The organism is Alkalimonas sp. (assembly GCF_020831925.1).
In the GTDB taxonomy this organism is placed as follows: Bacteria; Pseudomonadota; Gammaproteobacteria; order Enterobacterales; family Alteromonadaceae; genus Alkalimonas.
This window is the reverse complement of sequence record NZ_JAFIFQ010000002.1, coordinates 1-22,756: the sequence shown is the minus strand read 5'-3', so window position 1 is coordinate 22,756 and position 22,756 is coordinate 1. Positions and strand designations below refer to the sequence as shown.

20 protein-coding genes and 1 riboswitch are annotated in these 22,756 nt (G+C 53.3%); of the genes, 11 read left to right on the top strand and 9 right to left on the bottom strand.

Going from position 1 to position 22,756, the window contains the following annotated elements:
- The 3 genes from thiS to thiC are packed head-to-tail and all read right to left on the bottom strand — an operon-like array spanning window position 1 to window position 3,560.
- Window positions 1–201, bottom strand: a complete 201-nt coding sequence (gene thiS / locus JJU14_RS01005; protein WP_228610645.1) for a sulfur carrier protein ThiS — start codon at window positions 199–201, stop codon at window positions 1–3.
- Window positions 185–1,753, bottom strand: coding sequence for a thiamine phosphate synthase (gene thiE / locus JJU14_RS01000; protein ID WP_228610644.1), 1,569 nt, complete (start codon window positions 1,751–1,753; stop codon window positions 185–187). The genes thiS and thiE overlap by 17 nt, the downstream gene beginning before the upstream one ends.
- A complete protein-coding gene (thiC, locus tag JJU14_RS00995) occupies window positions 1,740–3,560 on the bottom strand; it encodes a phosphomethylpyrimidine synthase ThiC (protein WP_228610642.1) in 1,821 nt (606 codons plus the stop codon). Before thiC ends, thiE begins: the two co-directional genes overlap by 14 nt.
- Window positions 3,561–3,678: 118 nt before the next feature.
- Window positions 3,679–3,800: riboswitch (TPP riboswitch) on the bottom strand.
- 131 nt (window positions 3,801–3,931) lie between these two features.
- On the opposite strand from thiC, the gene JJU14_RS00990 reads away from it, so the two are divergent.
- Window positions 3,932–4,177 (top strand): DUF4282 domain-containing protein, encoded by a 246-nt coding sequence (locus tag JJU14_RS00990; RefSeq protein WP_091341152.1) that lies wholly within the window; start codon window positions 3,932–3,934, stop codon window positions 4,175–4,177.
- Between the two features lie 68 nt (window positions 4,178–4,245).
- Here JJU14_RS00990 and sbcB read toward each other — a convergent pair whose 3' ends face one another.
- The gene (sbcB, locus tag JJU14_RS00985) at window positions 4,246–5,667 is read right to left on the bottom strand and encodes an exodeoxyribonuclease I (protein WP_228610640.1); all 1,422 of its coding nucleotides are present in this window, start codon (window positions 5,665–5,667) and stop codon (window positions 4,246–4,248) included.
- A 234-nt stretch (window positions 5,668–5,901) separates the two neighbouring features.
- Between sbcB and JJU14_RS00980 the strand changes: the two genes are divergently transcribed.
- Complete coding sequence (locus tag JJU14_RS00980) at window positions 5,902–7,071, top strand: GNAT family N-acetyltransferase (protein ID WP_228610638.1); 1,170 nt, start codon at window positions 5,902–5,904, stop codon at window positions 7,069–7,071.
- Here JJU14_RS00980 and JJU14_RS00975 read toward each other — a convergent pair.
- Both JJU14_RS00975 and JJU14_RS00970 read right to left on the bottom strand, forming a co-directional pair.
- The gene (locus JJU14_RS00975; protein ID WP_228610636.1) at window positions 7,068–7,664 is read right to left on the bottom strand and encodes a DUF938 domain-containing protein; all 597 of its coding nucleotides are present in this window, start codon (window positions 7,662–7,664) and stop codon (window positions 7,068–7,070) included. The genes JJU14_RS00980 and JJU14_RS00975 overlap by 4 nt on opposite strands.
- Before the next feature lie 48 nt (window positions 7,665–7,712).
- A complete protein-coding gene (locus JJU14_RS00970) occupies window positions 7,713–8,816 on the bottom strand; it encodes an alkane 1-monooxygenase (protein WP_228610634.1) in 1,104 nt (367 codons plus the stop codon).
- Between the two features lie 147 nt (window positions 8,817–8,963).
- Between JJU14_RS00970 and JJU14_RS00965 the strand changes: the two genes are divergently transcribed.
- The 7 genes from JJU14_RS00965 (at window position 8,964) to JJU14_RS00935 (ending at window position 17,580) form a co-directional block, all read left to right on the top strand.
- Window positions 8,964–10,016, top strand: a complete 1,053-nt coding sequence (locus JJU14_RS00965; RefSeq protein WP_228610632.1) for an AraC family transcriptional regulator — start codon at window positions 8,964–8,966, stop codon at window positions 10,014–10,016.
- Window positions 10,017–10,046: 30 nt separating this feature from the next.
- Window positions 10,047–10,583 (top strand): TspO/MBR family protein, encoded by a 537-nt coding sequence (locus JJU14_RS00960; protein WP_366914870.1) that lies wholly within the window; start codon window positions 10,047–10,049, stop codon window positions 10,581–10,583.
- Between the two features lie 13 nt (window positions 10,584–10,596).
- Window positions 10,597–11,367, top strand: a complete 771-nt coding sequence (locus tag JJU14_RS00955) for a MipA/OmpV family protein (protein WP_228610630.1) — start codon at window positions 10,597–10,599, stop codon at window positions 11,365–11,367.
- Window positions 11,368–11,610: 243 nt separating this feature from the next.
- The gene (locus JJU14_RS00950; RefSeq protein WP_228610628.1) at window positions 11,611–12,621 is read left to right on the top strand and encodes an isoaspartyl peptidase/L-asparaginase family protein; all 1,011 of its coding nucleotides are present in this window, start codon (window positions 11,611–11,613) and stop codon (window positions 12,619–12,621) included.
- 108 nt (window positions 12,622–12,729) lie between these two features.
- Window positions 12,730–13,149, top strand: a complete 420-nt coding sequence (locus JJU14_RS00945; protein ID WP_228610626.1) for a CBS domain-containing protein — start codon at window positions 12,730–12,732, stop codon at window positions 13,147–13,149.
- A gap of 94 nt (window positions 13,150–13,243) precedes the next feature.
- The gene (gene hrpA, locus JJU14_RS00940) at window positions 13,244–17,167 is read left to right on the top strand and encodes an ATP-dependent RNA helicase HrpA (protein ID WP_228610625.1); all 3,924 of its coding nucleotides are present in this window, start codon (window positions 13,244–13,246) and stop codon (window positions 17,165–17,167) included.
- Between the two features lie 113 nt (window positions 17,168–17,280).
- Window positions 17,281–17,580, top strand: a complete 300-nt coding sequence (locus JJU14_RS00935; protein ID WP_228610623.1) for a PilZ domain-containing protein — start codon at window positions 17,281–17,283, stop codon at window positions 17,578–17,580.
- Between the two features lie 61 nt (window positions 17,581–17,641).
- On the opposite strand, the gene JJU14_RS00930 is transcribed toward JJU14_RS00935, so the two are convergent.
- From JJU14_RS00930 to JJU14_RS00920, 3 genes are all read right to left on the bottom strand, one after another.
- On the bottom strand, window positions 17,642–18,211 hold the full coding sequence (locus JJU14_RS00930; RefSeq protein ID WP_228610621.1) for a YceI family protein: 570 nt from the start codon (window positions 18,209–18,211) through the stop codon (window positions 17,642–17,644).
- Window positions 18,212–18,354: 143 nt separating this feature from the next.
- Complete coding sequence (locus tag JJU14_RS00925) at window positions 18,355–19,350, bottom strand: trypsin-like serine protease (RefSeq protein ID WP_228610620.1); 996 nt, start codon at window positions 19,348–19,350, stop codon at window positions 18,355–18,357.
- Between the two features lie 210 nt (window positions 19,351–19,560).
- Complete coding sequence (locus JJU14_RS00920; RefSeq protein ID WP_228610617.1) at window positions 19,561–20,766, bottom strand: class I SAM-dependent methyltransferase; 1,206 nt, start codon at window positions 20,764–20,766, stop codon at window positions 19,561–19,563.
- Window positions 20,767–20,989: 223 nt separating this feature from the next.
- On the opposite strand from JJU14_RS00920, the gene JJU14_RS00915 reads away from it, so the two are divergent.
- Both JJU14_RS00915 and prpB read left to right on the top strand, forming a co-directional pair.
- A complete protein-coding gene (locus JJU14_RS00915) occupies window positions 20,990–21,673 on the top strand; it encodes a GntR family transcriptional regulator (protein WP_228610615.1) in 684 nt (227 codons plus the stop codon).
- A complete protein-coding gene (gene prpB, locus JJU14_RS00910; protein ID WP_228610613.1) occupies window positions 21,670–22,554 on the top strand; it encodes a methylisocitrate lyase in 885 nt (294 codons plus the stop codon). Before JJU14_RS00915 ends, prpB begins: the two co-directional genes overlap by 4 nt.
- Window positions 22,555–22,756: the final 202 nt, after the last annotated feature.

Here is a 22,756-nt window from a genome sequence, read left to right as displayed (position 1 = left end):
TTAGCCTCCGGTTACAATTTGAAAAGCTGCCACCTGATCCTCAGGAGCAAGCAATGTATTCGCCCATTCGCGCTTGGCAATCACGGTCTGATTCACCGCCAGTGCCAGCCCATTCGGGTTCAGGGCCAGTTGTTCCACCAGCTGTTGCAAGCTGCAAGGCTCGGCAACCTGCTGTGGTTGCTGATTAACGGTGATACGCATAATGCTGCTCCCATAACTGCTTAAAGCGGCGCAAGCTTTCTGATGGCTGCTCCGCCTGCGTAATAGCACTGACCATGGCCACGCCATGCACTTTGCTGGCACAGACGTTGGCAAAGCTGTGCTGATCAATACCGCCTATGGCGACGGTTGGCGTGCCATCACACAAGGGGACCGATAACGCCAGCTTGTGCAAACCTTGCGGCTGTGACGGCATTTGCTTGGTTTGGGTGGCAAATACATGACCTAGCGCGATATAAGAAGGACGTAATTGCAAGGCTCTGACCAGCTCATAAGGGCCGTGGCTGGAAATGCCCAGTCGAAGCCCGGCCCGTTGGATCGCGGCCAAATCTGCCTGCTCTATATCTTGCTGGCCTAAATGCACGCCGTAAGCGCCATGTTCAATCGCCAGTTGCCAGTGATCATTGATAAAGAGCCGTACCTGATGCTTGCGACACAGCGCGACTGCAGCGGCAATCTGCTCGCTGATTTCAGCCAGACTGCCTTGTTTGATCCGTAGCTGAATGCAGCCAGGTTGCTCGGGTACCAGCTGTTCCAGCAGGGCCAGGGAGTCAACAACCGGGTACACCGCCAACGGCTGGCTGATACCAGCAAAGGGCTCTATGGGCGCTGTCGGCCAGTTGGCACTCTCAATGCGTGGCAGGTAGCTTGGCTTGGTTGGCCAGCCGGGATGGGCCAGAGCGCCCGGGCCCGCCCCGGTGGCGTAGCCTTGCTGCAGCGCAGCCTGTACATAAGCCCGTGCCAGCACCAATGCATCTTCTAGCGGATAACCATGAGCCAGAAAAGCAGCCAGAGCACTGGCCAGGGTACAGCCGGTACCATGCTGATGGGGACTTTGCAGCCGACTGGCGGAGAATGCGATGATAGCATCCTGGTGGTAGAGCACGTCGGTGACCTCCGCAGACTTGCTGGCATGGCCACCTTTGACCAGCACCGTCGAAACCCCTAGGGCCTGCAGCAGTGCAACCTGCTCGTCGATAGCTTGATTAGGCCGACCGCTGAGTAAGCCAAGCTCCGGTAAGTTCGGGGTTAGCACATCGATTTGCGGCAGTAAAGCACGCCAGGCATCCAGTAAGTCCTCACTGTGCCAGTGCTGGCCCGTGCTGCTGCCAAGCACAGGATCGGCCACCACCAACAACCGGTGTTGCGCTTTGTAGTCCTGCAACCAACCGGCCAGCAGCAGGATGCTGTCAGGTGTTGGCAACAGACCAATTTTAATCACCCTGGCGGGTAGATCGTTTTTCAAAGCGTCTAACTGAGCCTGCAGCATCGTATTCGAAACCGGGTCCAGTGCTTGCACCCGGACCGAATTCTGCGCCGTGATAGCTGTGAGTACGGTGCAGGCATGGCAGCCAAGATCCTGCAGGGTCAGCACATCTGCCTGGATGCCAGCACCACCACCTGAGTCGGAAGCGGCAATGCTCCAGACCAGAGGTTTTTCCGCTACTTTTGCCGGTACTTTTGACAGTACTTTGGTCTGTGCCAGCACATCGGATAGCCTCTGGCTGGCTAAGGAGTCATTAGCTGCCGGCATCTGCGAACTCCGTGGCGCTGGCCTGGCTACCGGACTCTTCAGCGATTTGTTGATTCAGCCGCATCGAACAGAACTTAGGGCCGCACATGGAGCAGAACTCTTCCGTATCGGCTCCTTCGTGGCCCAGGGTTTCATCGTGGTAGGCTTTGGCGGTGAAAGGATCCAGCGCCAGGTTGTATTGATCGACCCAGCGAAATTCGTAGCGGGCTTTTGACAGGGCATTATCCCTTAGCTGTGCCGCCGGATGCCCCTTGGCCAGATCGGCGGCATGGGCAGCGATGGTGTAGGCTATCAGGCCTTGCTTCACATCCTCTTTGTTCGGCAAGCCCAGGTGCTCTTTGGGTGTCACGTAGCACAGCATGGCGCAGCCGTACCAGCCAATCATGGCGGCGCCAATGCCCGAGGTAATATGATCGTAACCTGGCGCAATGTCGGTGGTCAGTGGGCCCAGGGTATAAAAAGGCGCTTCATGACAGTGCTTAAGCTGCTCGGTCATGTTTTCCTCAATCAGCTGCATCGGCACATGGCCCGGGCCCTCAATCATCACCTGCACATCGTAGCGCCAGGCGATTTTGGTCAGCTCGCCTAAAGTCTTGAGCTCTGCGAACTGGGCCTCATCGTTGGCATCGGCAATACTGCCCGGACGCAGACCATCACCAAGCGACAGCGAAATGTCGTAGGCGGCACACAGCTGACAGATGGCTTCAAAATGCTCGTACAGAAAACTTTGCTGGTTATAAATCCGGCACCACTGCGCCATAATGGCGCCGCCACGCGAGACGATGCCGGTCACCCGCTTGGCGGTCAGAGCAACGTACTCTTTTAACACGCCGGCATGAATGGTGAAGTAATCCACTCCTTGCTCAGCTTGCTCCAGCAAGGTCTCTTTAAACACCTGCCAGTTAAGCTGGCTGACATCGCCTTTGACTTTCTCCAGCGCCTGATAAATCGGCACCGTGCCAATCGGCACCGGGCTGTTGCGTAAAATCCACTCCCGGGTTTGATGAATACGGCGGCCAGTGGATAAGTCCATCACGGTGTCGGCGCCCCAGCGGGTGGCCCAGACCAGCTTCTCCACTTCTTCTTCAATACTGGAGGTAACCGAGGAGTTGCCGATATTGGCATTCACCTTCACCTTAAAATTGCGGCCAATGATCATGGGCTCGGCTTCCGGGTGGTTGATATTGGCGGGAATAATGGCGCGCCCGGCGGCGACTTCCTGACGGACAAATTCGGCGGTAATCACATTGGGCGTGCGGGCGCCAAAGCTGTTGCCGCTGTGCCGGCGCATGCCATCGTCCTGCGTTTTTTCTGTGCGGCCCATATTTTCACGTAGCGCAATGTATTCCATCTCCGGTGTAATGATACCAGCACGAGCATAGTGCAATTGCGTCACTGTTTTGCCGGCTTTGGCGCGCAGCGGCCGATGCGAAAATTCGGTGTGCCACTCATCCAGTGCGATTTCATGAAAAGGGGGAACGGGGGAGGCTTCCACATCGTTTCGGGCAGTGATCCAGTCTAGCCGCAGCTTAGGCAGGCCTTTTAACACATCCAATTGCTGCGCCGGATCGCCATAAGGCCCGGAAGTATCATAGACATTGAGCGGCGGGTTATCGCTTAAGCTGCCATCTTTGTGTTTGGTGGGGTGCAGCTGGATGGATCGCACCGGTACCCTGATATCCGATCGTTCGCCCTGCAAGTAGCGACGCACTGAATTGGGAAAGGTTTCACCCTGCAGTTGGCTGATGTAGGCCTGGGCGCGGGCTCTTTGTTCACGTTTGGAAAGGGGGTGTTGATGCTCTGACATAGCAAGCTCCTTGGTTCCGTAATCGGTTGAGGTTGCTTGTCTGGCGTGGATGAACGAAGACAAAAATGATCTGGCCTGTGGCAGATGCATTCTTGTCGTGCGGGCTGGGAAACAGACAGCCCTGGCACTTCTTGTTCCCTTCGCAGGTATTAGCCTGAATCAGGTTCCACGGATCTCGCAATTGCGATCTCAGCTCTTTCGGTTGTATGGGCAACCGGCAGGGCACTCCGACAAGTAGGTGTTAGTATACGTGCAGTAAAAGTGAATGCAAGGGTCTTGCTTTTTATCTGTGTTGTCATATTGTTAGTAAGTACTTTATCGGCAGTAAGCGATAAAGTCATCCTGAAAAATAACAACAGAAGGAATCACCGATGAATCAGGTTTTATTCTTTGATTCGATGCTAACACCCAAAATTATCACCTTTGTCTATTGGCTGCTATTGCTTGGGGTTGCCTTGAGTGGGCTTGGAACTATGTTTACTACCAGTTTCTTTGCTGGCCTGGGTATTTTGATTTTTGGTGCCATTGGGGTGCGAATTTGGTGTGAATTATTGATTGTACTGTTTAAAATTCACGAAAACCTGCGCAAGCTGGCCGATAAAGATCAGCCATTGTAAGTGCTATGGGCAGCGAAGCAATACTTCGCTGCCATCCTGTTTGACCTCACGTCTTGGCTAGTTTCAGACTACAGCTGTTCTGCATAGTGATACAAAGCTTTTAAAATCCGCATCGCCCGTTCATCGTGCTGGTGCTGTTGTGCTGCCAACTCCAGCTGCTGATGAAAAGCCTCCAGTGTCAGTGGTGGTGCATCCAGTCCATCGGTTAACCGATCCACGCAGTACTGCTGCCATTGCAGCATTTCCTGCTCATTAAGGCTGGCAGGGTAGTTTCGGGCCCGGTAGCGAAACAACATCTGGTTCAGCCTGTCATCACTGAATAGCGGGGCTTGCACCTCCAGCTGCTGTGGACTGAGCTGGTGCAATTCTGCCATTTTTTGCTTATCAGCATCGGCTAAAAAGCCCTGATAAAGTTGATAGTCCGGGTTGGTTTCATCCGGGAATGCTTCCGTTACCGCAAATACCTGCTGCGCTTTTTGCTGCACCTGTGGATTGGCCAGCAGCAGATTCAGGTGCGCCCGGCACTTGCTGCGGTCAATGCCCAGGGCATCGGCCCGTTGCTCCGACAGGGTTTTGGCGGGGGCGAGCACCGGACACTTGTTCAGATGAATCAGTTTTAGGCCAAGCCGCTCTTCACCTTCGGCTAAATCGGCGGTTTTGGTGTAGAGCTTATCGCGGAGCTGGTCGCTATCGAATTCCAGCAAAGGCGTTGGATCGGCCAGCAGATTCCAGGCAATCAGCGCATTTTTGTTGGTGGGATGGAAAGCCAGCGGTACCACCCAACTGACACAGCCCTGGTTGGCCGGGAATTTACCGGACACATGCACCAAAGGGGTTTGGTTGGCCAGGTTGATGTATTTGCTCAGTGCCTGCTTTTTTCGATGTTCAAATAAGAATTGAAACATGCGCGGCTGTTTATCACGGATAAGCTTTGCCAGCGCAATAGTGGCGTAGACATCGGATAAGGCATCGTGCGCCTGCTCATGAGCCAGCTGATTGGCCCTGGCCAAATCTTCCAGTTTAAAACTGGGGCTGCCATCGTCTTTTTGCGGCCATTCAATGCCTTCCGGTCGCAGCGCATAACAGGCCCGTACCACATCCAGCAAGTCCCAGCGGCTGTTGCCTTGTTGCCACTCCCGACCGTAAGGCTCATAAAAATTACGGTAAAGGCTGTGACGGGTCACTTCATCATCAAAGCGAATGCTGTTGTAGCCCAGCACGCAGCTATCTGGCTCACTGAAACGCTCAAGGATTTTCCCCATAAATTCAGTTTCCGGCAGACCGCGCTGTTGGCACAGCTGTGGCGTTAAGCCGGTGATCAGCGCCGCTTGTGGGTGCGGCAGGTAGTCGGGAGCCAGCTGGCAATACCAGACATCCGGCTTGCCGATGATGTTCAGTTCGGCATCGGTGCGAATACCGGCAAACTGCGCCGGGCGATCACGTTTGGGATCAGCGCCCCAGGTTTCAAAATCGTAAAAGTAAAAAGACATAAACAATCATGGCTCTTAGCTGGCAGCGTGGGCTGGTGAATTTATTCTGGCGCTAGTGTAGCAGCTCCATAGACCGATAGACAAAAGCGGATGTGCCGTGGACGCTGCTTTTTGTTGCTTGACCCGGACGCCAGACTGCGCCACCATGGCAAAAATAGGGCGCAATATAGTTACGCATAACCTGCTAGATCTGGCCGCTGAGCCAGTGTTTACAGGCTTTGCAGAGGATAGCCAATGACCGCCAGTAGACGCATTGAATGGATGGACTCGCTGCAATCGGTACCTGCCGATAGTTGGAACGCTTTATTTGCTCCGGATTACCCTTTTACCCGTTATGATTTTTTGCTGGCGCTAGAAAGCGGTGGCAGTGTTGGGCCCGGTACTGGCTGGCAAGCTAATCACCTGACCATCTGGCAAGGCGAACAGCTGATTGCGGCAGCACCTGCTTATTTAAAGCAACACTCCTACGGCGAATACCTGTTTGATTGGGCCATTGTTGAGGCCTACCAGCGTTATGGCCTGGACTTTTTTCCTAAGCTGGTGCTGGCCATTCCTTTTACCCCGGCCGAAGGGCCACGTTTTGGGATCTTAGCGGGCGAAGAGGACGCAGAGTTGATGGCGTTGATGCTGGATGCCTTGCAGCAGTGTATGAAAAAGCAGCGGCTCAGCAGCATTCAGTGCCTGTACCCGAATAGTGGGCAACGCGATCATTTAACCGCTGCCGGCTACTGGCCACGGCGGGATGTGCAGTTTGAATGGCGTAATTATGGTTACGCGTTTTTTGATGATTTCCTGGCAAGTTTAAGCTCACGCAAGCGCAAACAAATTCGCAAAGAGCGTCAGCGAGTGCAGGATGCTGGTGTTCATCTTACTGTGGTGCATGGCTGCGACGCCGATGCCATGCTTTGGCAGCAATTGTATCGCTTTTATCAACGTACCTATTTAAAACGTTCCGGCCATGCCGGTTATCTGACGGAAGCCACCTTTCATCAATGGGGCCAGCAGCTGGCCGATAGCATGGTGATTTTTGCCGCTTACCATCAACAACAACTCATAGCCGCTTCCTTGTGTTTCCGCTCAGCGGATACCCTCTATGGCCGCTATTGGGGCTGTGAAGCGGAGTGGGATTTTCTGCACTTTGAAGCCTGTTATTACGCTGGCATTGCCTACTGCATTGAACAGGGCTTGCAGCGCTTTGATGCCGGCGCTCAGGGCGAACACAAGCTGCAACGCGGTTTTGAGCCGGTTACGCGTTATGGTTGTTATCACTTCCGTGACAGCCCGCTTAAAGACGCGATTGGTCGCTACTTTGAAGGCGAAGAAGATATGTTGGCGCTGTATCAGCGTCAGGCCCAGGCGCGCTTACCATTTCGCCAGCCGGCAAGCTCTGAGCCTTTGCCTTAACGCTGAAAATGCAACAAACGGTTGTTAGCCGGCATGGCATGGTCGGCCTCCAATGCAAAACCGGCTTCAGCGGCCAGTTTTACCACCGCCTCTTGCGCACGGATCCCCATGGCCGGATCGCGCTGCCTTAAGCTTTGATCAAAGGCCTGATTGCTTGGACTGGTAAATTGCCCCTGGTAATTAAAAGGACCATAAATACAAAGGCTGGCACTGGGCCGGCAAAACTCATCCAATCGGGCAAACAACTGCTGCACCACAGGCCAGCTCATAATGTGCAGCGTATTGGCACTAAAGACAGCATCCACTTTGGCATAAGGCCAGCTATTTTCACGGATATCCAGCGCTAGCGCTGTTGGCAGATTTGGTAGCTTTGCCAGCTGCAACCGCAGGTTCAGCTCTGGCAGGTAAGCTGGCTGATCGCTGCACTGCCAGTGCAGGTGGGGTAGCTCACGGGCAAAGTGTTCCGCATGCTGGCCGGTGCCACTGCCAATTTCCAACACCTGCTGGCGATTGGCAAAGGCACTGCGCAGGATCTGTAAAATGGGCCCCTTGTTGTTTTCACAAGCCTGAGAAAAAGGTAAGGCTGTTTGCATAATACACTCGTATCGATTGTCGGAGCCACAGCATAACGAAAAGCGAGTTCAGCGCCTAGCGCCGTGTCTGCCATACTGCTGATCCCATTGTGCCAGTTTTGGTGTCATCAAACGAAACCACAACGGTGGGATCAGCGCCAACAGCATGGAGCCAAGGTAACCTGTTGGTAGATTTGGGGCATCCGGGTAGGGTTTTAATTGATAAAAAGGCAGTTGCGCCCGGGCATGGTGATGGGAGTGACGGGTCAGGTTAAAACTGGCCCAGCTGCTGATGCGTTTGGTGCTGTTCCAACTGTGGTAGGGCTGAACCGGCTGATTAAGTGGCCGCTCAATCCCATAATGTTCGATGTAATTCACCACCTCAAGCGTGGCCTTGGCCAAAAGAGCGCACAGGCTGAACAACAACAGGCCTTGCCAGCCAGCCAGAGCATAGGCCAGAACGCACAGACACAACGACATGGCGACACCACGCAGGAAACGATTATGGTAACTCAGCACTGGCTGCTTTAGCCTGGCGAGGCGCTTTTGTTCAATCTGCCAAGCGCTGATATTGCCACCAAGAGTCGCATACAGAATATGAGCATAGACTGTGCGCCCACGTGGTGCTGTAGCAGGGTCGCGTGCAGTGCCAACATAACGGTGATGACCATACACATGTTCAATGGAAAAAGAGCTGTCCCAACTAAATGCCAGCAGCCAACGGCCCACCAGCATGGCAAGCCGGTTGGAGGTGCGGTGGGTTAATTCGTGTGCTGGTACGGTAGCTACCATGGCAATCAGCAAAGCGGCACCGGCACTGAGTGCCAGATAATGCCACCACTGATTCTGAGCCCGGGCCGCCAGCGCATCGTAGCCGCTCCATTGATGCAGCCATTGGCCATAGCCGAACAGATCCTGGCTGGATACACTCCATAGCAAACTGAAAAACAGCAGCATGATCAACGGCAAAGAGCTGTACAAGAGCCCGTTTAGCAGCCAGCTATAATGATAGTCCGGCTCGGTTCTATCATCTCCGGCCAGCACATCGCCGGCCACAATCACCAGCAGCAAGCAGCCCAGCCCCAGTGCCATCCATAGACCACCCAGGCTGACGCCAATGAAAAAAGGCAAAGTCAGCGCATGAAACAAACAAAATTTCAGATACTTCCACATGGTGGTTGCCTTATCTTGTCGCTTAAACTCAGCATAGCCCCTTGCTGGTGGTGTTAACATGGCATTAGCAGCCAATTTCTGGTTATTTGCGGACAAAGTCTGTGGGATGACCTAAGCTGGGTTAAGCTGAACACAGGAAGCTGCCAATTGACAAACAAAGCCATGACCATCAGTAGCCACAGCCATGAAGTGCACTTGCCCCGACATTACTTGCGCAATCTGCTGGATTTGGTGCAAAGCCGTGGGGGGGACCCGGTGGCGGTGCTTGCTGAGGCCGGGCTGGCTGAAGATGCAGCTCAGCAGCCGGATGCGCCACTCAGTTGGCCACAATTTCAAACCATTATTTTGTCCAGCTGCCAACAGAGTAAGGAGCCGGCATTAGGGCTTTATCTGGGGAGTCAGCTGACGATTACCACCCATGGGTTGCTTGGGCTGGCAGCAATGAGCAGCCGTAATTTGCAGGAAGCGCTTGAGCTTATCTGCCAGTACACCGTAGTGCGCAGCCCGCTGGTAACCCTGAGCATGCAGTTGCATAAAAAACAATTGCATCTGAATCTCTCGGAAGCGCAGCCGCTTGGTGCTGTCCGTCAGTTTGTGGTGGAGGCTTTTGCGGTGGCGTTGCATGCCATACTGGATTTTGTCTCCGGTCATCAATACCGGTTGTTGCAAGTGCAATTGGGCTTTCCTCAACCGGCTTACAGTGCGCTCTATCAGGCATTTCTTCCTTGTCCGCTTGCATTTGATCAGCCCATGCACCGGCTTATTATCGACCGGGAAGACCTTGCGATTGCATCACCCTGGGCGGATCCACAGCTTAAAACGCAGATGACCAGCCAATGCGAGCAGGAATTACAGCGCTGGCAGCAGCAACAAAGTACAGCTGGTTTGGTGCAACAGATGTTGGCGCGCACCAAAGGGCGCCTACCGGGCATTGAACAAGTCGCGCATGAATTTGCTATGTCCGGTCGCACCTTGCGCCGACGGTTGGCCGATGAGCAGACCAGTTATCAGCAGTTAGTGGACGATTGGCGCCAACGGATGGCCTGTCATTATTTAACGAGCACCCATTTGGCGGTGCAGCAAATAGCCTATTTGTTGGGTTATGCCGATCCGGCCAACTTTGGTCGCGCTTTTCGCCGCTATCACGGCCTGACACCACGCCAGTATCGGCAGCGGCAAGCTAGGCTGAAAGAAAAGTGATCGAAGCGCTGCTCTGGCCGTAACGCAGTCATGAAACAATTACTTAAATCCTATGGCGTGATGATGATTGGACAATCTCCTTACACAAAATTACAGCAATGCAGTGCCTTGCTGGCCATGGTGCTGATTACTTTTTTGGCAGCCGCCCTTGGCAGCCTGGGGTCGTTGAATGCGCCGGAGTTTTACCGCCAATTGGTATTGCCGTCCTGGGCTCCGCCCGGCTGGCTGTTTGGCCCTGCCTGGACCCTGTTATACACCCTGATGGCGCTTGCTGCCTGGCTGGTCTGGCGCAGTGACCGCCTGGCAGTTACTGGCAGGGCTTTGCTGTTTTATGGCATTCAGCTGGTGCTGAACGCGCTTTGGAGCTGGTTGTTTTTTGCCTGGTACTTAGGTGCTGCGGCATTGGCCGAAATTGTGCTGCTGTGGCTGGCGATCCTGGTCACTTTGCTATTGTTTAAACGACACAGTACCCTGGCGGCTGTGTTGTTGTTGCCATACTTAGCTTGGGTTAGTTTTGCAACAATGCTTACCTGGAGCATCTGGCAATTGAATCCGACGGTGCTTTAACGAGGGGTTTTTAATGAGTGACCGCTTTCTATTTATTTTTAGCAGTGTGTTGTTGGCTGTTAGTCTGTGTGGTTTTAATGCCCGGGCTGATAGCGAAACAGCCCGGGCAGAGCCGCGCGGTTTTATCTATGGCATTGGGGTGGGGCTGAACCAGGAGCTGTATCAGGATTACCGCAGGCGGACAGTGCCAATTCCGGTGATTGGTTACCGGGGCGAGCGGTTATCGGTGTATGGTCCTTTTATTAGCTACGAGCTGTTGCAGCAGGATGGGCTGGTGCTGACTGCCCGGTTGGCCCCGCGCTTTGCTGGCACCGATGCCTCGAAAAGCCCGGTATTCGAAGGCATGCAAAAGCGCAAAACCTCGATGGATGCAGGCTTTGGCCTGCGCTATGACTGGCAGGGGATCCGGCTGGAAACGTCCTGGCTGCACGATGTGCTTGGCAACTCCGATGGGTACGAAGTGCGCAACCGGCTTGGCTATGTGCATTGGTTTGGCCCACTGATGCTGGAGCCTCATCTGAGTATGGATTATAGCAATGCCCGCCTGGTCAATTATTACTACGGGGTGCGACCGGATGAAGCCACCGACAACCGGCCAGCCTATCAGGCCGGAAGTGTTTGGAACCCTGGCGTTGGCTTGTCGGTGGCCACACCGATCTTTTTTGGGGGCATGACCCGGCTGGGTCTGGATCACCGTTGGTACGACGATGCCATCGCGGATAGCCCACTGACGGATCGGCGTCGCGGTTTTCAGGTGTTTTTTAGTTTCAGCCGTTTTTTCTGATAGCCAGGAGTGGTGACCGCCTGAACGGGTGCCCGGCAAAAAAAGCGCCGGCAAGCGGCGCTAAAATGTCAGCAGACAAGGTTGGTGTCTGTGTTACAAAGGAACTCCGCCATGCTATCGCTGAACCTGGCGGCTGGTTTTGATCTGCCGCAAAGTCAGTACCATCAGACGCACAAATTTGTCAGTGCTGTTGAGATCGGTTACAACTAGTCTATCCATCGGAACAACAACAGGACAACAAAGATGCGTAAGACATTGATGGCAGCTGCTTTAACCACCGGACTCTCTGCTGGCACAGCAGCGGTAGCAGAAACACCCATAGGCTTGGTCATTCATGGCGGTGCCGGCACCATAGAGCGTGCTAACTTATCGCCGGAGCAAGAGCAAGCCTACCATGACGGACTCCGACTGGCGCTGGAGCAGGGCTACGCTATTTTGCAAGCCGGTGGCTCCAGCCTGGATGCTGCTATCAAGGCCGTGACTATTTTAGAAGACAATCCGCTGTTTAACGCCGGCAAAGGCGCGGTCTACACCTGGGATGAACGTCATGAGCTGGATGCCTCCATCATGGATGGTGCCACCTTAAATGCCGGTGCTGTGGCTGGGGTCAGTACCGTCAAAAACCCCATTCTGCTGGCGCACAAGGTGATGACTGAATCGGTACATGTGATGTTATCCGGTGCCGGTGCCGAGCAGTTTGCCGCGGAAAAAGGCCTGGAGCAGGTCGATAACAGCTACTTTAATACGGAGTTTCGCTATGAAGCGCTCAAACGCATGAAAGCCGCCGAAGGGGCTTTACCCCATCAGGCCGGGCTTACACGCGATCCCAACTGGCAAATGGGCACCGTTGGCGCGGTGGCTATAGATAGCAATGGCAATCTGGCCGCTGCTACCTCTACCGGCGGCATGACCGGCAAACGCTATGGCCGTATTGGCGATGCTCCTATTATTGGTGCTGGCAATTATGCCGATAACAGCAGCTGCGCAGTTTCTGCCACCGGTCATGGCGAGTACTTTATTCGCTATCAAGTGGCCTCCGATATTTGTGCCCGGGTGAAATATCAGGGGCTGTCGGCCAAAGCCGCTGCCGATGCGGTAATTAAGGATGTTTTGCTGCCAGTGGGCGGCACCGGCGGTGTCATTGTGGTGGATGCTAACGGCGAACTAAGCTGGTCCTTTAATACGCCGGGCATGTACCGTGGCAAGATTGGCAGCAATCAACCGGCATTGACGGCTATTTTTGCCGACGATTAACTGATTAAAATATCAGCAGTTAGCTGCGGTTTCGCGGTAAAAAACCGGCAGTTTTGCCAGTTTCAGCTAGGCTTAAAGTAAGCTTTCATTCTGTATTCAGGGGGAAACATGGACTTACTGAAAGTAGGCGATTATATGAACAACCATCCGGTGACTTTTACCGCGGATATGACGCTGGAGCTGGCTGCGGATCGGCTGACCATCAGCAATCAGACCGGTGGCCCTGTGGTGGATGATCACAATAAGGTGATAGGCTTTTTGTCCGAGCAGGACTGCCTGTCCTTAATGCTGAAATCCACCTACCACGACCAGCAGGTGGCGCATGTGCGGGATATCATGCAAACAGAAGTGCTGTCGGTTAAACCGTACGATGGCATCATCGATCTGGCGCAAATGATGCTAAAGCTGAAACCCAAGTTGTATCCGGTGGTGGATGACAACAATCTTCTGCTTGGCATCATCAGCCGCAGCCATGTACTGGCCGCGCTGGACAAGGAAATGAATTCGCATTACCGCAAAGCGGTTTAATGGCTCAATCTGGTGGTTTGTTCGTTGGAACCTTAATTGCAGCTGAGCCTGCTTCTTGCTAGCATAGCGCCCTCATTTTGCTGAGGGCGCTTTTTTGTCTGAACCCAATTCTGTACCCAATCCACTTTCACTAAACGAGCTGCACCGGCTGCTCGGTCTGGCCATGCAAAAAGATCAGTTCCGCTTACGTAAGCGCCTGCATGGTCTAAAAAAAATCAGTGATGAAGCCAAACGCTGCGAAGCTCAGGGCGCGATAGCCAAGGACCTGGAGCGTTCGGTAGCCCAGCGCCAGCAAAGAGCCAGCCAGATCTTGCAACTGAACTATCCGGCCGAGCTGCCGGTGGTCGCCAAAAAAGACGACATCAAAGCCGCCATTGCCAAACACCAACTGGTGGTGATTGCCGGTGAAACCGGCTCAGGCAAAACCACCCAGTTGCCGAAAATTTGCCTGGAGCTTGGTCGCGGTGTTGCCGGCATGATAGGTCATACCCAACCACGGCGGCTGGCGGCGCGCAGTGTTAGCAATCGTATTGCCGAAGAGCTGGGCGTGGAGCCAGGCAAAGAGGTAGGCTTTAAAATCCGCTTTGGCGATCACACTTCAGAGCAGACCCGCATCAAACTGATGACCGATGGGGTGCTGCTGGCCGAAATGCAGCAGGACCGTTTTTTAAATCAGTACGACACCTTGATTATTGACGAAGCGCACGAGCGCAGCCTGAACATCGATTTTTTGCTGGGTTATCTGAAGCAGTTGCTGCCGAAACGGCCGGATTTAAAAGTCATTATCACCTCGGCCACTATCGACCCACAGCGCTTTTCCAAACACTTTAACGATGCACCGGTGATTGAAGTCTCTGGCCGTACCTATCCGGTGGAGGTGCGTTACCGGCCCTTTGATGAGCGGGATGAGCAGGACGATAAAGATCGCGATCAGCTGCAAGGCCTGTTCGATGCGGTCGAAGAGCTGTACCGCGAGCCGCCGGGCGATATTTTAGTATTTTTAAACGGCGAGCGTGAAATTCGCGATACCGCTGATGCGCTGGAAAAACTGCGGCTGCCGCATACCGAGATCCTGCCGCTGTATTCACGCTTAAGTGCCAGCGAGCAAAACCGGGTGTTTCAATCGCACCCAGGCCGGCGCATTGTGCTGGCGACCAATGTGGCCGAAACCTCATTGACAGTGCCGGGCATTCGTTATGTCATCGATCCCGGTACTGCCCGTATTTCACGTTACAGTTACCGCTCCAAAGTACAGCAGCTGCCGATTGAGTCCATTAGTCAGGCCAGTGCCAACCAGCGCAAGGGCCGCTGTGGCCGGGTTGCTGCTGGTATCTGCATTCGCTTGTACAGCGAAGAGGATTTTCTCAGCCGGCCTGAATACACCGATCCGGAAATACTGCGCACCAATTTAGCCTCGGTTATTCTGCAGATGTTATCTTTGCGCCTTGGCAGCATGGAAGCTTTTCCGTTTTTACAACGGCCAGACAGTCGCTTTGTTACCGATGGCATCAAGCTGCTGGAAGAGCTGGGCGCGGTAGCAACCAGGCGTAAAGCTGGCGAGTTGCAAATGACCGAGCTTGGCCGTCAGCTGGCGCGCTTGCCTATTGATCCACGGCTCGGCCGGATGCTGCTGGAAGCGCCCAAACAGCAGGCGCTTAGCGAAGTGGTGGTGATCGTAGCAGCACTTTCGATTCAGGATCCGCGGGAGCGGCCGCTGGATAAACAGCAAAAAGCCGATGAGCTGCACAGCCGCTTTGCCGATCAGGACTCGGATTTTGTCAGTTACCTGAAGCTCTGGCAGTACCTGCAACAGCAGCAGGAGGAGCTGAGCAACAATCAGTTTCGTAAACTCTGCAAAACCGAGCTGCTGAACTATCTGCGGGTACGTGAATGGCAGGATCTGGTCTATCAGTTAAGCCAACTGATGCAAGAGCTTGGCTTTCGTGCCAATCAGGCCAGCGCAGGCTACGGCGAAATTCACCGCAGTTTGCTGGCTGGTTTGCTCGGTCAGATAGGTTGCAAAGATGCCGAAGCCGATTACCTTGGGCCGCGGCAAACCCGTTTTTATGCTTTTCCCGGCAGTCATTTGTTTAAGCGCAAGCCCAAATGGGTGATGGCCTCCGAATGGGTGGAAACCTCCAGGCTCTATGCCCGTTGCCTGGCGAAAATCGAGCCGGACTGGGTAGAGCCCTTGGCTGAACATCTGGTAAGCCGCAGCTACAGCGAGCCACACTGGCAGAAAAAACGCGGTGCTGTTATTGCTTTTGAGCAGGTGAGCCTCTACGGCGTGATCATTGTTGGTAAACGGCCGGTGCTGTACAGCAAGCTCGATGCGCAAACCTGCCATCAAATTTTTATCCGCGAAGCGCTGGTGCATGACGAGCTGGGGCAGCAGGAAGCTTTTTTGGTGCACAATCGCAAACTGCTGGATGAGGTGATCGCGCTGGAAGATAAAAGCCGGCGGCGCGATATTCTGGTGGACGAAGAGGATCTGGTGCAGTTTTACGCCGACCGTGTGCCGGTGGAAGCCAATAACCGCGTTGATTTCAGCAAATGGTGGCAGCAAAAACGCAAAGAAGACAAACGTTTCCTGCACTTTGACCCCGAAGCGCTGAAAAAGCGTGCCGCCGATGAGGTTGGCGCTGGCCAGTTTCCAGACGTCTGGAGCCAGGGCAATCTCAAGTTGCCGCTCAGTTATCACTTTGCGCCAGGTGAGCTGGATGATGGCGTGAGTGTGGTGATTCCGCTGGCGCTGCTCAATCAAATTGATGAGCAGGGCTTTGACTGGCTGATCCCAGGCCTGTTGCATGAGCTGTTGGTGGCGCTGATTAAATCCTTGCCAAAAAATTACCGCCGCCAGTTTGTGCCGGCACCTAATTACGCCGATGCTCTGCTGCAGGTGCTGCAACCTGGTCAGGGCAAGCTGCTAGAGGCGGTGACTGCCCAGCTACGGCGCATGTCGGGCACCACGGTGCCGGACGATGCCTGGGATCTGGCATCCTTGCCAGCACATCTACAGATGAATTTTAAGGTGGTGGATGCCAGCGGCAAGCTGATGGTACAGGGACGTTCGCTGGCACTGTTGAAACAGCAGCTGCAGGGGGATGTACAGCAAACCTTAAGCGAGGTAGCCGAGCCGGATATCGAGCAGCAACAGCTCACCGACTGGAGCTTTGGTCAGCTGCCCAGTGAATATGTGCAGTTGCAAGCCGGCTATGAGATCAAGGCGTATCCGGCACTGGTAGATGAAGGCGACTCGGTCGCCATCAAGTTGCTTGACCATGCTGCTTTGGCCCGCCAAACCAGCCTGCTTGGTTTGCGCCGGCTGATTTTGTTAAATATCCCATCGCCGGTGAAATACCTGCAGGAGTCTTTGCCTAACAAAGCCAAGCTTGGGCTGTATTTTAATCCCTTTGGCAAAGTGCTGGAACTGATTGACGATTGCATCGCGGCGGCGGTGGATGCCATGTTAAGCGAACAGGAATTTCCGCACAATCAACAGCAGTTTAACGGTATCAAAGAACAGGTGCGGGCCGAGCTGAATGAGCGGGTGTTGGCTATTGCCTTGCAGGTGGAACAAATTTTGTCGCTCGGTCACCACATTCAAAAGCGCTTAAAAGGCAAGGTGGATCTGGCGCATGTGCAGGCGCAGGGGGAAGTGAAACAGCATTTGGAAACCTTGTTGTTTAAGGGCTTCGTCAGTAAGTATGGTGCCAGGCGGCTTGGCGATATCCTGCGCTACTTAAAAGCGATGGAAAAACGGCTGGAAAAATTACCGATTGACCCACACCGCGATCGTTTAATGATGCACGATTACCAGCGCGCCGAAGAAGCGTATCAGGCGCTGCTTGGCCAGTACAAAACTCAGGCTGTGCTGCCTGATGCAGTGAGCGATATTCGCTGGATGATTGAAGAGCTAAAAGTGTCGCTGTTTGCTCAAACTTTGGGGACGGCTTATCCTATTTCACTGAAACGGGTGTTAAACGCTATCAGCGAAGCGAAGTCGTCAGCCCCCTGACGCCTTATTTCCGTTGGGGTGCTCAATCGCGCCTTTACAGGCTACGGTGAAAGCTATATAACTAGTAAGTCAGGTACAAACACATTAAGCAAGGATAAGCTGGGGGAGTAGTGATGTTAAACCAAAGTGATAAGCGTCATTTTTACCGTATGATGGTTAATGCCGATGTGCAGCTGCTGATCAATGATCCGGAAGCAGGCCGCACCGTTGATGGTATTTGCCGTGATTTAAGTGCATCAGGCATGTCGGTGGATATCAATGAGCCACTGGAAATGGGTACTTTGATTCGGGTGCGCCTGGAGTCAGCCAACAACAGTATACCGCCGCTGGATGCCACGGCCAAAGTGATGCGCTGCGGCCAGGAAAGCGGGGAAGGCTACCAGTTGGGTCTGGCTTTTATCGATATGAATTAATACCTGCACTTAGAAAAGCAGCCTGCCTTTTTCCAGGCTGCATCTAGGCTGCTATTCGCGGTTACTTCTCAAACCGCACGGTGAAGGTAACCGGCACCATTGGATTGATGCTTTGCAGGCCAGCCAGATCACGCAGGCGATTTAAACCTTCCGTTAAACCAAACTGAGCACCATTCACCATAATAGGAGCTTGGGTGTTGACCTGTAAGCTGCTCTCGCCAAGCCGGGTGACCAGCACTTCACTTTGCACCCGCTGCGTTTGGCCAACAATGGTCAGCTGCAACGGTACCCGCAATGTTTTGCTGCTGCCAATGGCTAAATCAGCCACTGCGTCAGGGGTGACTGAACCCGTTGCGGTAATGAGCGGGTAATCATCCAGTTTAAACAAATACTGCCACATGCGATCATCGCGGATCGGGATATGGGTCTGCAAACCAGCCACTGCAATTTCAATGCTCAGGCTACCATCGTCCTGCCAGTGACCTTTCAATTGGCTGAACTGATGCACTTCGGCAGCCACTTCATTTTTCAGTGATACAAAATCCAGTCGTGACTGGCTGTTATCAAGCTGCCAGCTGGCCTGAGTACTAAGGCTTATCAGCAGTGCTAATGAGCTAAACAAAGCTTTCATGCAGGTTCCTGTCAAATTAACGAGCTGCTTAGCATAACAAAGAGTAGACGGTAGAAACACCCTGAAAAGGTAGGGGATTCGATGGATAGCTAGTAAAAAGCCGGTCAGTGACACTGACCGGCTGGGATAAATCAGAGGGAGCGCTATCGTGAAGAGAGCTGGGTACGGCGTCGCCAGCAAAGCAGTAATAGACCCGAAGCAAAAATGCCAAGGCTTGCTGGTGTCGATACGGTGGCTGTGTAGCTGTATATCCAATCGGTAAGATCACTGACGCGTACCGAAGCGAATAAGGTACCATAATCTGCCTGTGGCTGGGTGCCATTGATGTTCCAGCCCAGAGAGTGCACTCCAGCTAATAGCCACTCACCGTTTTCAAAAATAAAAGCACCACCACCTGAATCACCACCAGCTATGCTGTACTCCAGCGGCAGGGCTGCATTATCAGAACTAATGCCAGAGCCTGCAAAAAGCGGATGGTTACTGTACCAGTAATTTACCCAGTCATTGTAAATGTCACCCCAAGGGTCTGTAGCGGCTGGATTTGGGTGATCAAAATCAGACCACAGCAATTGTTGACCGGTTCCTTCCGAGGAAGCCAAGCCATCAACCACATTCTGGCCTGCCCGGCGAGTGCCTGGTGGCTGGGTAGCACCAGTGAGGCCGGTACCTGAAGCACCATAGCCAACATGGGTAGTGATAGCCCCAGTTTCATTGTTGCCGGTATAGAGTTTCGCCGGTTCAACATCAAAGGGGTTATCAAAGTACATCAGACCAATATCCCAGCCAGCGCCCAGGTCACCGTTCCAGTTCTCATGCCAAACCCAGGATGAAGCATTAACGGCAGTGTGCGTTAATGACGTTCTATCTTCATTGTACTGTGGGAGATAGAACGTCATGTTAATTGCATCATCCACACAGTGGCCTGCGGTAAGTACCCAGTTTTTAGCGATGACGGTGCCACTGCAAATAAAGGTACCACCCCCGGCAGCATTGAAGATGGTATATCCAACACTGTCAAATTGTTGCTGACGAGCCAGCCAGAGGTATTCATCCGGGTCGACATCGTGCCGGATTACACCTGCATGACTCAGGCTTGAAGCAAAACCTAATAAACAGCTGATTAAGATCAGTTTTTTCATTCTACTTATCCTCTGATTTTTATTATTTCAGCACAGGCTTAAACTAAGTCTGTCGCACAGCAATCAAGGCTGGTATTTTTTTCTGGCATAATCCGGGCCATTTTTTAAAAGGTTAAAAACTAAGAGGATTATTTTTTTATAGCGGTTGAATGTAAAAAAAGCTGACGCAGGGTCAGCTTTTTTTACAGGAGCTACATACATTGATAAGCATTAAGCCAGGTAACAGATCAGACCTTTCAGGTAATGACCTTCCGGGTAGAAACTGGCTACCGGATGATCGGCATCCTGGTGCAAGCGTTCAACAAACAGACAGTCCCGGCCGGCATCCAGTGCCGCATCGGCCACTACTTTTTGGAACAAGGTATCTTCCATCAGGCCAGAACAGGAAAAAGTCAGCAGTAAGCCACCTGGTTTCACCAATTGCATCGCCACCCGGTTGATGTCTTTGTAGCCGCGACAGGCTCCCATCAACTGGCCTTTGTTGTCGGCAAATTTCGGCGGATCTAAAATCAGCAAATCAAACTGTTTGCCTTCTTCTTTGTACTGGCGCAGCAGTTTAAACACATCTTGCTTAACGTGGCTGGTCTGCTCTGGTTGCAGGCCATTTAATGCCAACTGGCGCTCGGATAAGGCAAGGGCGCTGTCGGAGGCATCCACGTTAATCACATGGCTGGCACCACCGAGCAAAGCTGCAACACCAAAAGTACCGGTGTAGCTAAAGCAGTTCAGCACGGTTTTGCCGGCTGCCAGTTGCCGCAAGCGCAGGCGGTTGGCCCGCTGATCCAGATAAAAACCGGTTTTATGGCCTTCAGCCACGTCCACCAACACCGTCATGCCATGTTCACGAATGGTCACTTCGGTGCTGTCCAGTGGCTGATGCAGCCAGCCAGATTTCAGCTCCAGACCTTCTTTTTTACGCACTTCCACATCGGAGCGATCGTAAATTCTGCAAGCTGGGTACAGGGCTTTTAAGGCGGCCAGTAAGTGCTTGCGGTTGGTCTCCGCACCGGCCGAAAGCAGCTGACACACCAACACGTCGGCAAAGCGGTCAATGATAATGCCGGGCAGTCCATCGGACTCGGCCGCTACCAGCCGGTAACCATTGGTATCCTGGTTGGCAAACCAAATGCTGCGCATGCCTTGTGCCTGTGCAATGCGCCGTTCAAAAAATGCCTGATCAATGGCTTCGTCCTGTTTGTCGGTCCAGACCCGTAAGCGGATTTGCGATTTTGGCGAGTAAGCCGCCCGGCACAGCCATTTTTGGTCGAAACTGACCACATCCACGGTATCGCCGGCATTCGGGGTGCCTTTCACCGCATGAATGGCTTTGGAAAAAATCCAGGGATGGCGCCGTTTTAGCGCTTTTTCCCGGCCTGCAGCCAGGGTTACGATCGGGTAGGTTTTTGCAGTGGACATGGTGCGAGTCGCCAAAGAGTAAAGGGCGGCTATTGTACTTGAAACGGATGCCAGGATCATCTGTCAGCTGCAGAAAGCTTAACCTGGCAAGCAGAGGCTACAACTTTGGTGGTATTGTCGACAATCGATGCTTTAGCAAGCTTGACAAAGCGCTTAAAAGCCACTAAAACTGCATTATTGTTTTTTTATGTCGACAATTCAGGTTGATCAAGGTGATGGTTTGATGACAATGCAAAGCCCAATGTGGCGGATGCCGGTAACAGCAGCCGATCGCGTGCTGCTGGAAATACAGCGCGCTATTGTCGAAGGCGAGATCCCGGCTGGCAGTAAAATCAGTGAGCCGGAACTGGCACGACGCTTTGATTTAAGCCGGGCTCCACTGCGTGAAGCGCTGGCGCGGCTGGAACGCTGCCATCTGATTGAACGCATTCCCAATGCCGGGGCCCGGGTGGTCACCCTGTCGAAAGAAGGCCTGATCGCCTTGTATCAGCTGCGCGAAGAGTTGGAAGGCCTGGCCTGCCGGTTGGCTGCCGAGCAAATGACCGACGCTGAAATTGCCGAAGTACGCGCCTTGCTGGATCAGCATCTAAGCACTCAGCGGGTGCGCGAAGGCGAGAGTTATTATCAGGAAGCCGGCGATCTGGACTTTCATTACCGCATTATTCTTGGTAGTAAAAATTCTTATTTAATCAATATATTATGTGATGAGCTATACTTTCTGGTCCGGATGTACCGGGTGCAGTTAGGCATGAACGGGCCGCGGGTGTCGCGGGCTTTTGATGAACACAAAGCCATCATTCATGCCATCGCCAACCGCGATGGGGAACTGGCCGATTTATTGATGCGCCGCCATATTGGTGCATCGCGGCGCAACATTGAATTGCAACTAACGGGGAATCAAGCATGAGCACTCTTTTAAGCGCCGGAGCCCGGCTGCGTCAGGCGATTGTCGACAATCAACCATTGCAACTGGTCGGCACTATTAATGCTTACACTGCTATGATGGCCGAGCGGGTAGGCCATAAAGCGTTGTATTTATCCGGTGCTGGCGTCGCCAATGCGTCCTTTGGTTTACCGGACCTTGGCATGACGTCGCTGAACGATGTCTGCGAAGACATTCGCCGTATTACCGGTGCGACCGAAGTACCCTTGTTGGTCGATGCCGATACCGGCTGGGGTGGGGCTTTTAACATTGCCCGTACCGTGAAAGAAATGACCCGTGCCGGTGCGGCAGGTTTTCATATTGAAGATCAGGTAGCGCAAAAACGCTGTGGTCACCGGCCAAACAAAGAAATCGTCAGCTTAGATGAGATGGTCGATCGGGTAAAAGCTGCGGTCGATGCTCGTACCGATGAACAGTTCTTTATTATGGCGCGCACCGATGCCTTAGCACAGCAAGGCGTGGATGCGGCCATTGAGCGGGCTTTGGCCTGCCAGGCTGCCGGTGCCGATGCCATTTTTGCTGAAGCCGTGCATACGCTGGAGCAGTACCAGGCCTTTACCACCGCGCTGGATGTGCCGGTGCTGGCCAATATTACCGAGTTTGGCCAAACGCCTTTGTTCAACAAGCAAGAGCTGGCCAGTGTGGGGGTGGCTATGGTGCTGTATCCACTGAGTGCCTTCCGCGCCATGAACAAGGCGGCACTGAAAGTCTATGAAAACATCTTAGCGCAAGGCGATCAGAAAGCGGTGATCGACGACATGCAAACCCGGATGGAGCTGTACGATTTTCTGAATTACCACAGCTTTGAAGAAAAGCTGGATCAGCTGTTTAGCCAGAAGAAGTAGCGGTTGGATAAGAGGCTGTCTGCCAATCTCTGTTGTGCTCGCCATAGCAACTCCTTCGCGCGAGCGCTCAGTCAGACATCCTCTGGCTGCGCCAACAGAATTGCCAGCCAGCCTTTGCAAGCAGCGAATAATCAGAACCTTATTTATATCAACAGAACAAGAGGACAACAATCATGGTCGATAAAGCTTTAGGTGGCGCAGG

Excerpts from the sequence above, each read along its gene's own strand:
- JJU14_RS00925 (WP_228610620.1), bottom strand. The coding sequence starts at position 19,350 with ATGAAAAAACTGATCTTAATCAGCTGTTTATTAGGTTTTGCTTCAAGC.
- thiS (WP_228610645.1), bottom strand. The coding sequence starts at position 201 with ATGCGTATCACCGTTAATCAGCAACCACAGCAGGTTGCCGAGCCTTGC.
- JJU14_RS00920 (WP_228610617.1), bottom strand. The coding sequence starts at position 20,766 with ATGTCCACTGCAAAAACCTACCCGATCGTAACCCTGGCTGCAGGCCGG.
- JJU14_RS00990 (WP_091341152.1), top strand. The coding sequence starts at position 3,932 with ATGAATCAGGTTTTATTCTTTGATTCGATGCTAACACCCAAAATTATC.
- JJU14_RS00950 (WP_228610628.1), top strand. The coding sequence starts at position 11,611 with ATGCGTAAGACATTGATGGCAGCTGCTTTAACCACCGGACTCTCTGCT.
- sbcB (WP_228610640.1), bottom strand. The coding sequence starts at position 5,667 with ATGTCTTTTTACTTTTACGATTTTGAAACCTGGGGCGCTGATCCCAAA.
- JJU14_RS00955 (WP_228610630.1), top strand. The coding sequence starts at position 10,597 with ATGAGTGACCGCTTTCTATTTATTTTTAGCAGTGTGTTGTTGGCTGTT.
- JJU14_RS00945 (WP_228610626.1), top strand. The coding sequence starts at position 12,730 with ATGGACTTACTGAAAGTAGGCGATTATATGAACAACCATCCGGTGACT.
- thiE (WP_228610644.1), bottom strand. The coding sequence starts at position 1,753 with ATGCCGGCAGCTAATGACTCCTTAGCCAGCCAGAGGCTATCCGATGTG.
- prpB (WP_228610613.1), top strand. The coding sequence starts at position 21,670 with ATGAGCACTCTTTTAAGCGCCGGAGCCCGGCTGCGTCAGGCGATTGTC.
- JJU14_RS00980 (WP_228610638.1), top strand. The coding sequence starts at position 5,902 with ATGACCGCCAGTAGACGCATTGAATGGATGGACTCGCTGCAATCGGTA.
- JJU14_RS00960 (WP_366914870.1), top strand. The coding sequence starts at position 10,047 with ATGAAACAATTACTTAAATCCTATGGCGTGATGATGATTGGACAATCT.
- JJU14_RS00935 (WP_228610623.1), top strand. The coding sequence starts at position 17,281 with ATGTTAAACCAAAGTGATAAGCGTCATTTTTACCGTATGATGGTTAAT.
- thiC (WP_228610642.1), bottom strand. The coding sequence starts at position 3,560 with ATGTCAGAGCATCAACACCCCCTTTCCAAACGTGAACAAAGAGCCCGC.
- JJU14_RS00930 (WP_228610621.1), bottom strand. The coding sequence starts at position 18,211 with ATGAAAGCTTTGTTTAGCTCATTAGCACTGCTGATAAGCCTTAGTACT.
- JJU14_RS00915 (WP_228610615.1), top strand. The coding sequence starts at position 20,990 with ATGACAATGCAAAGCCCAATGTGGCGGATGCCGGTAACAGCAGCCGAT.
- JJU14_RS00970 (WP_228610634.1), bottom strand. The coding sequence starts at position 8,816 with ATGTGGAAGTATCTGAAATTTTGTTTGTTTCATGCGCTGACTTTGCCT.
- JJU14_RS00975 (WP_228610636.1), bottom strand. The coding sequence starts at position 7,664 with ATGCAAACAGCCTTACCTTTTTCTCAGGCTTGTGAAAACAACAAGGGG.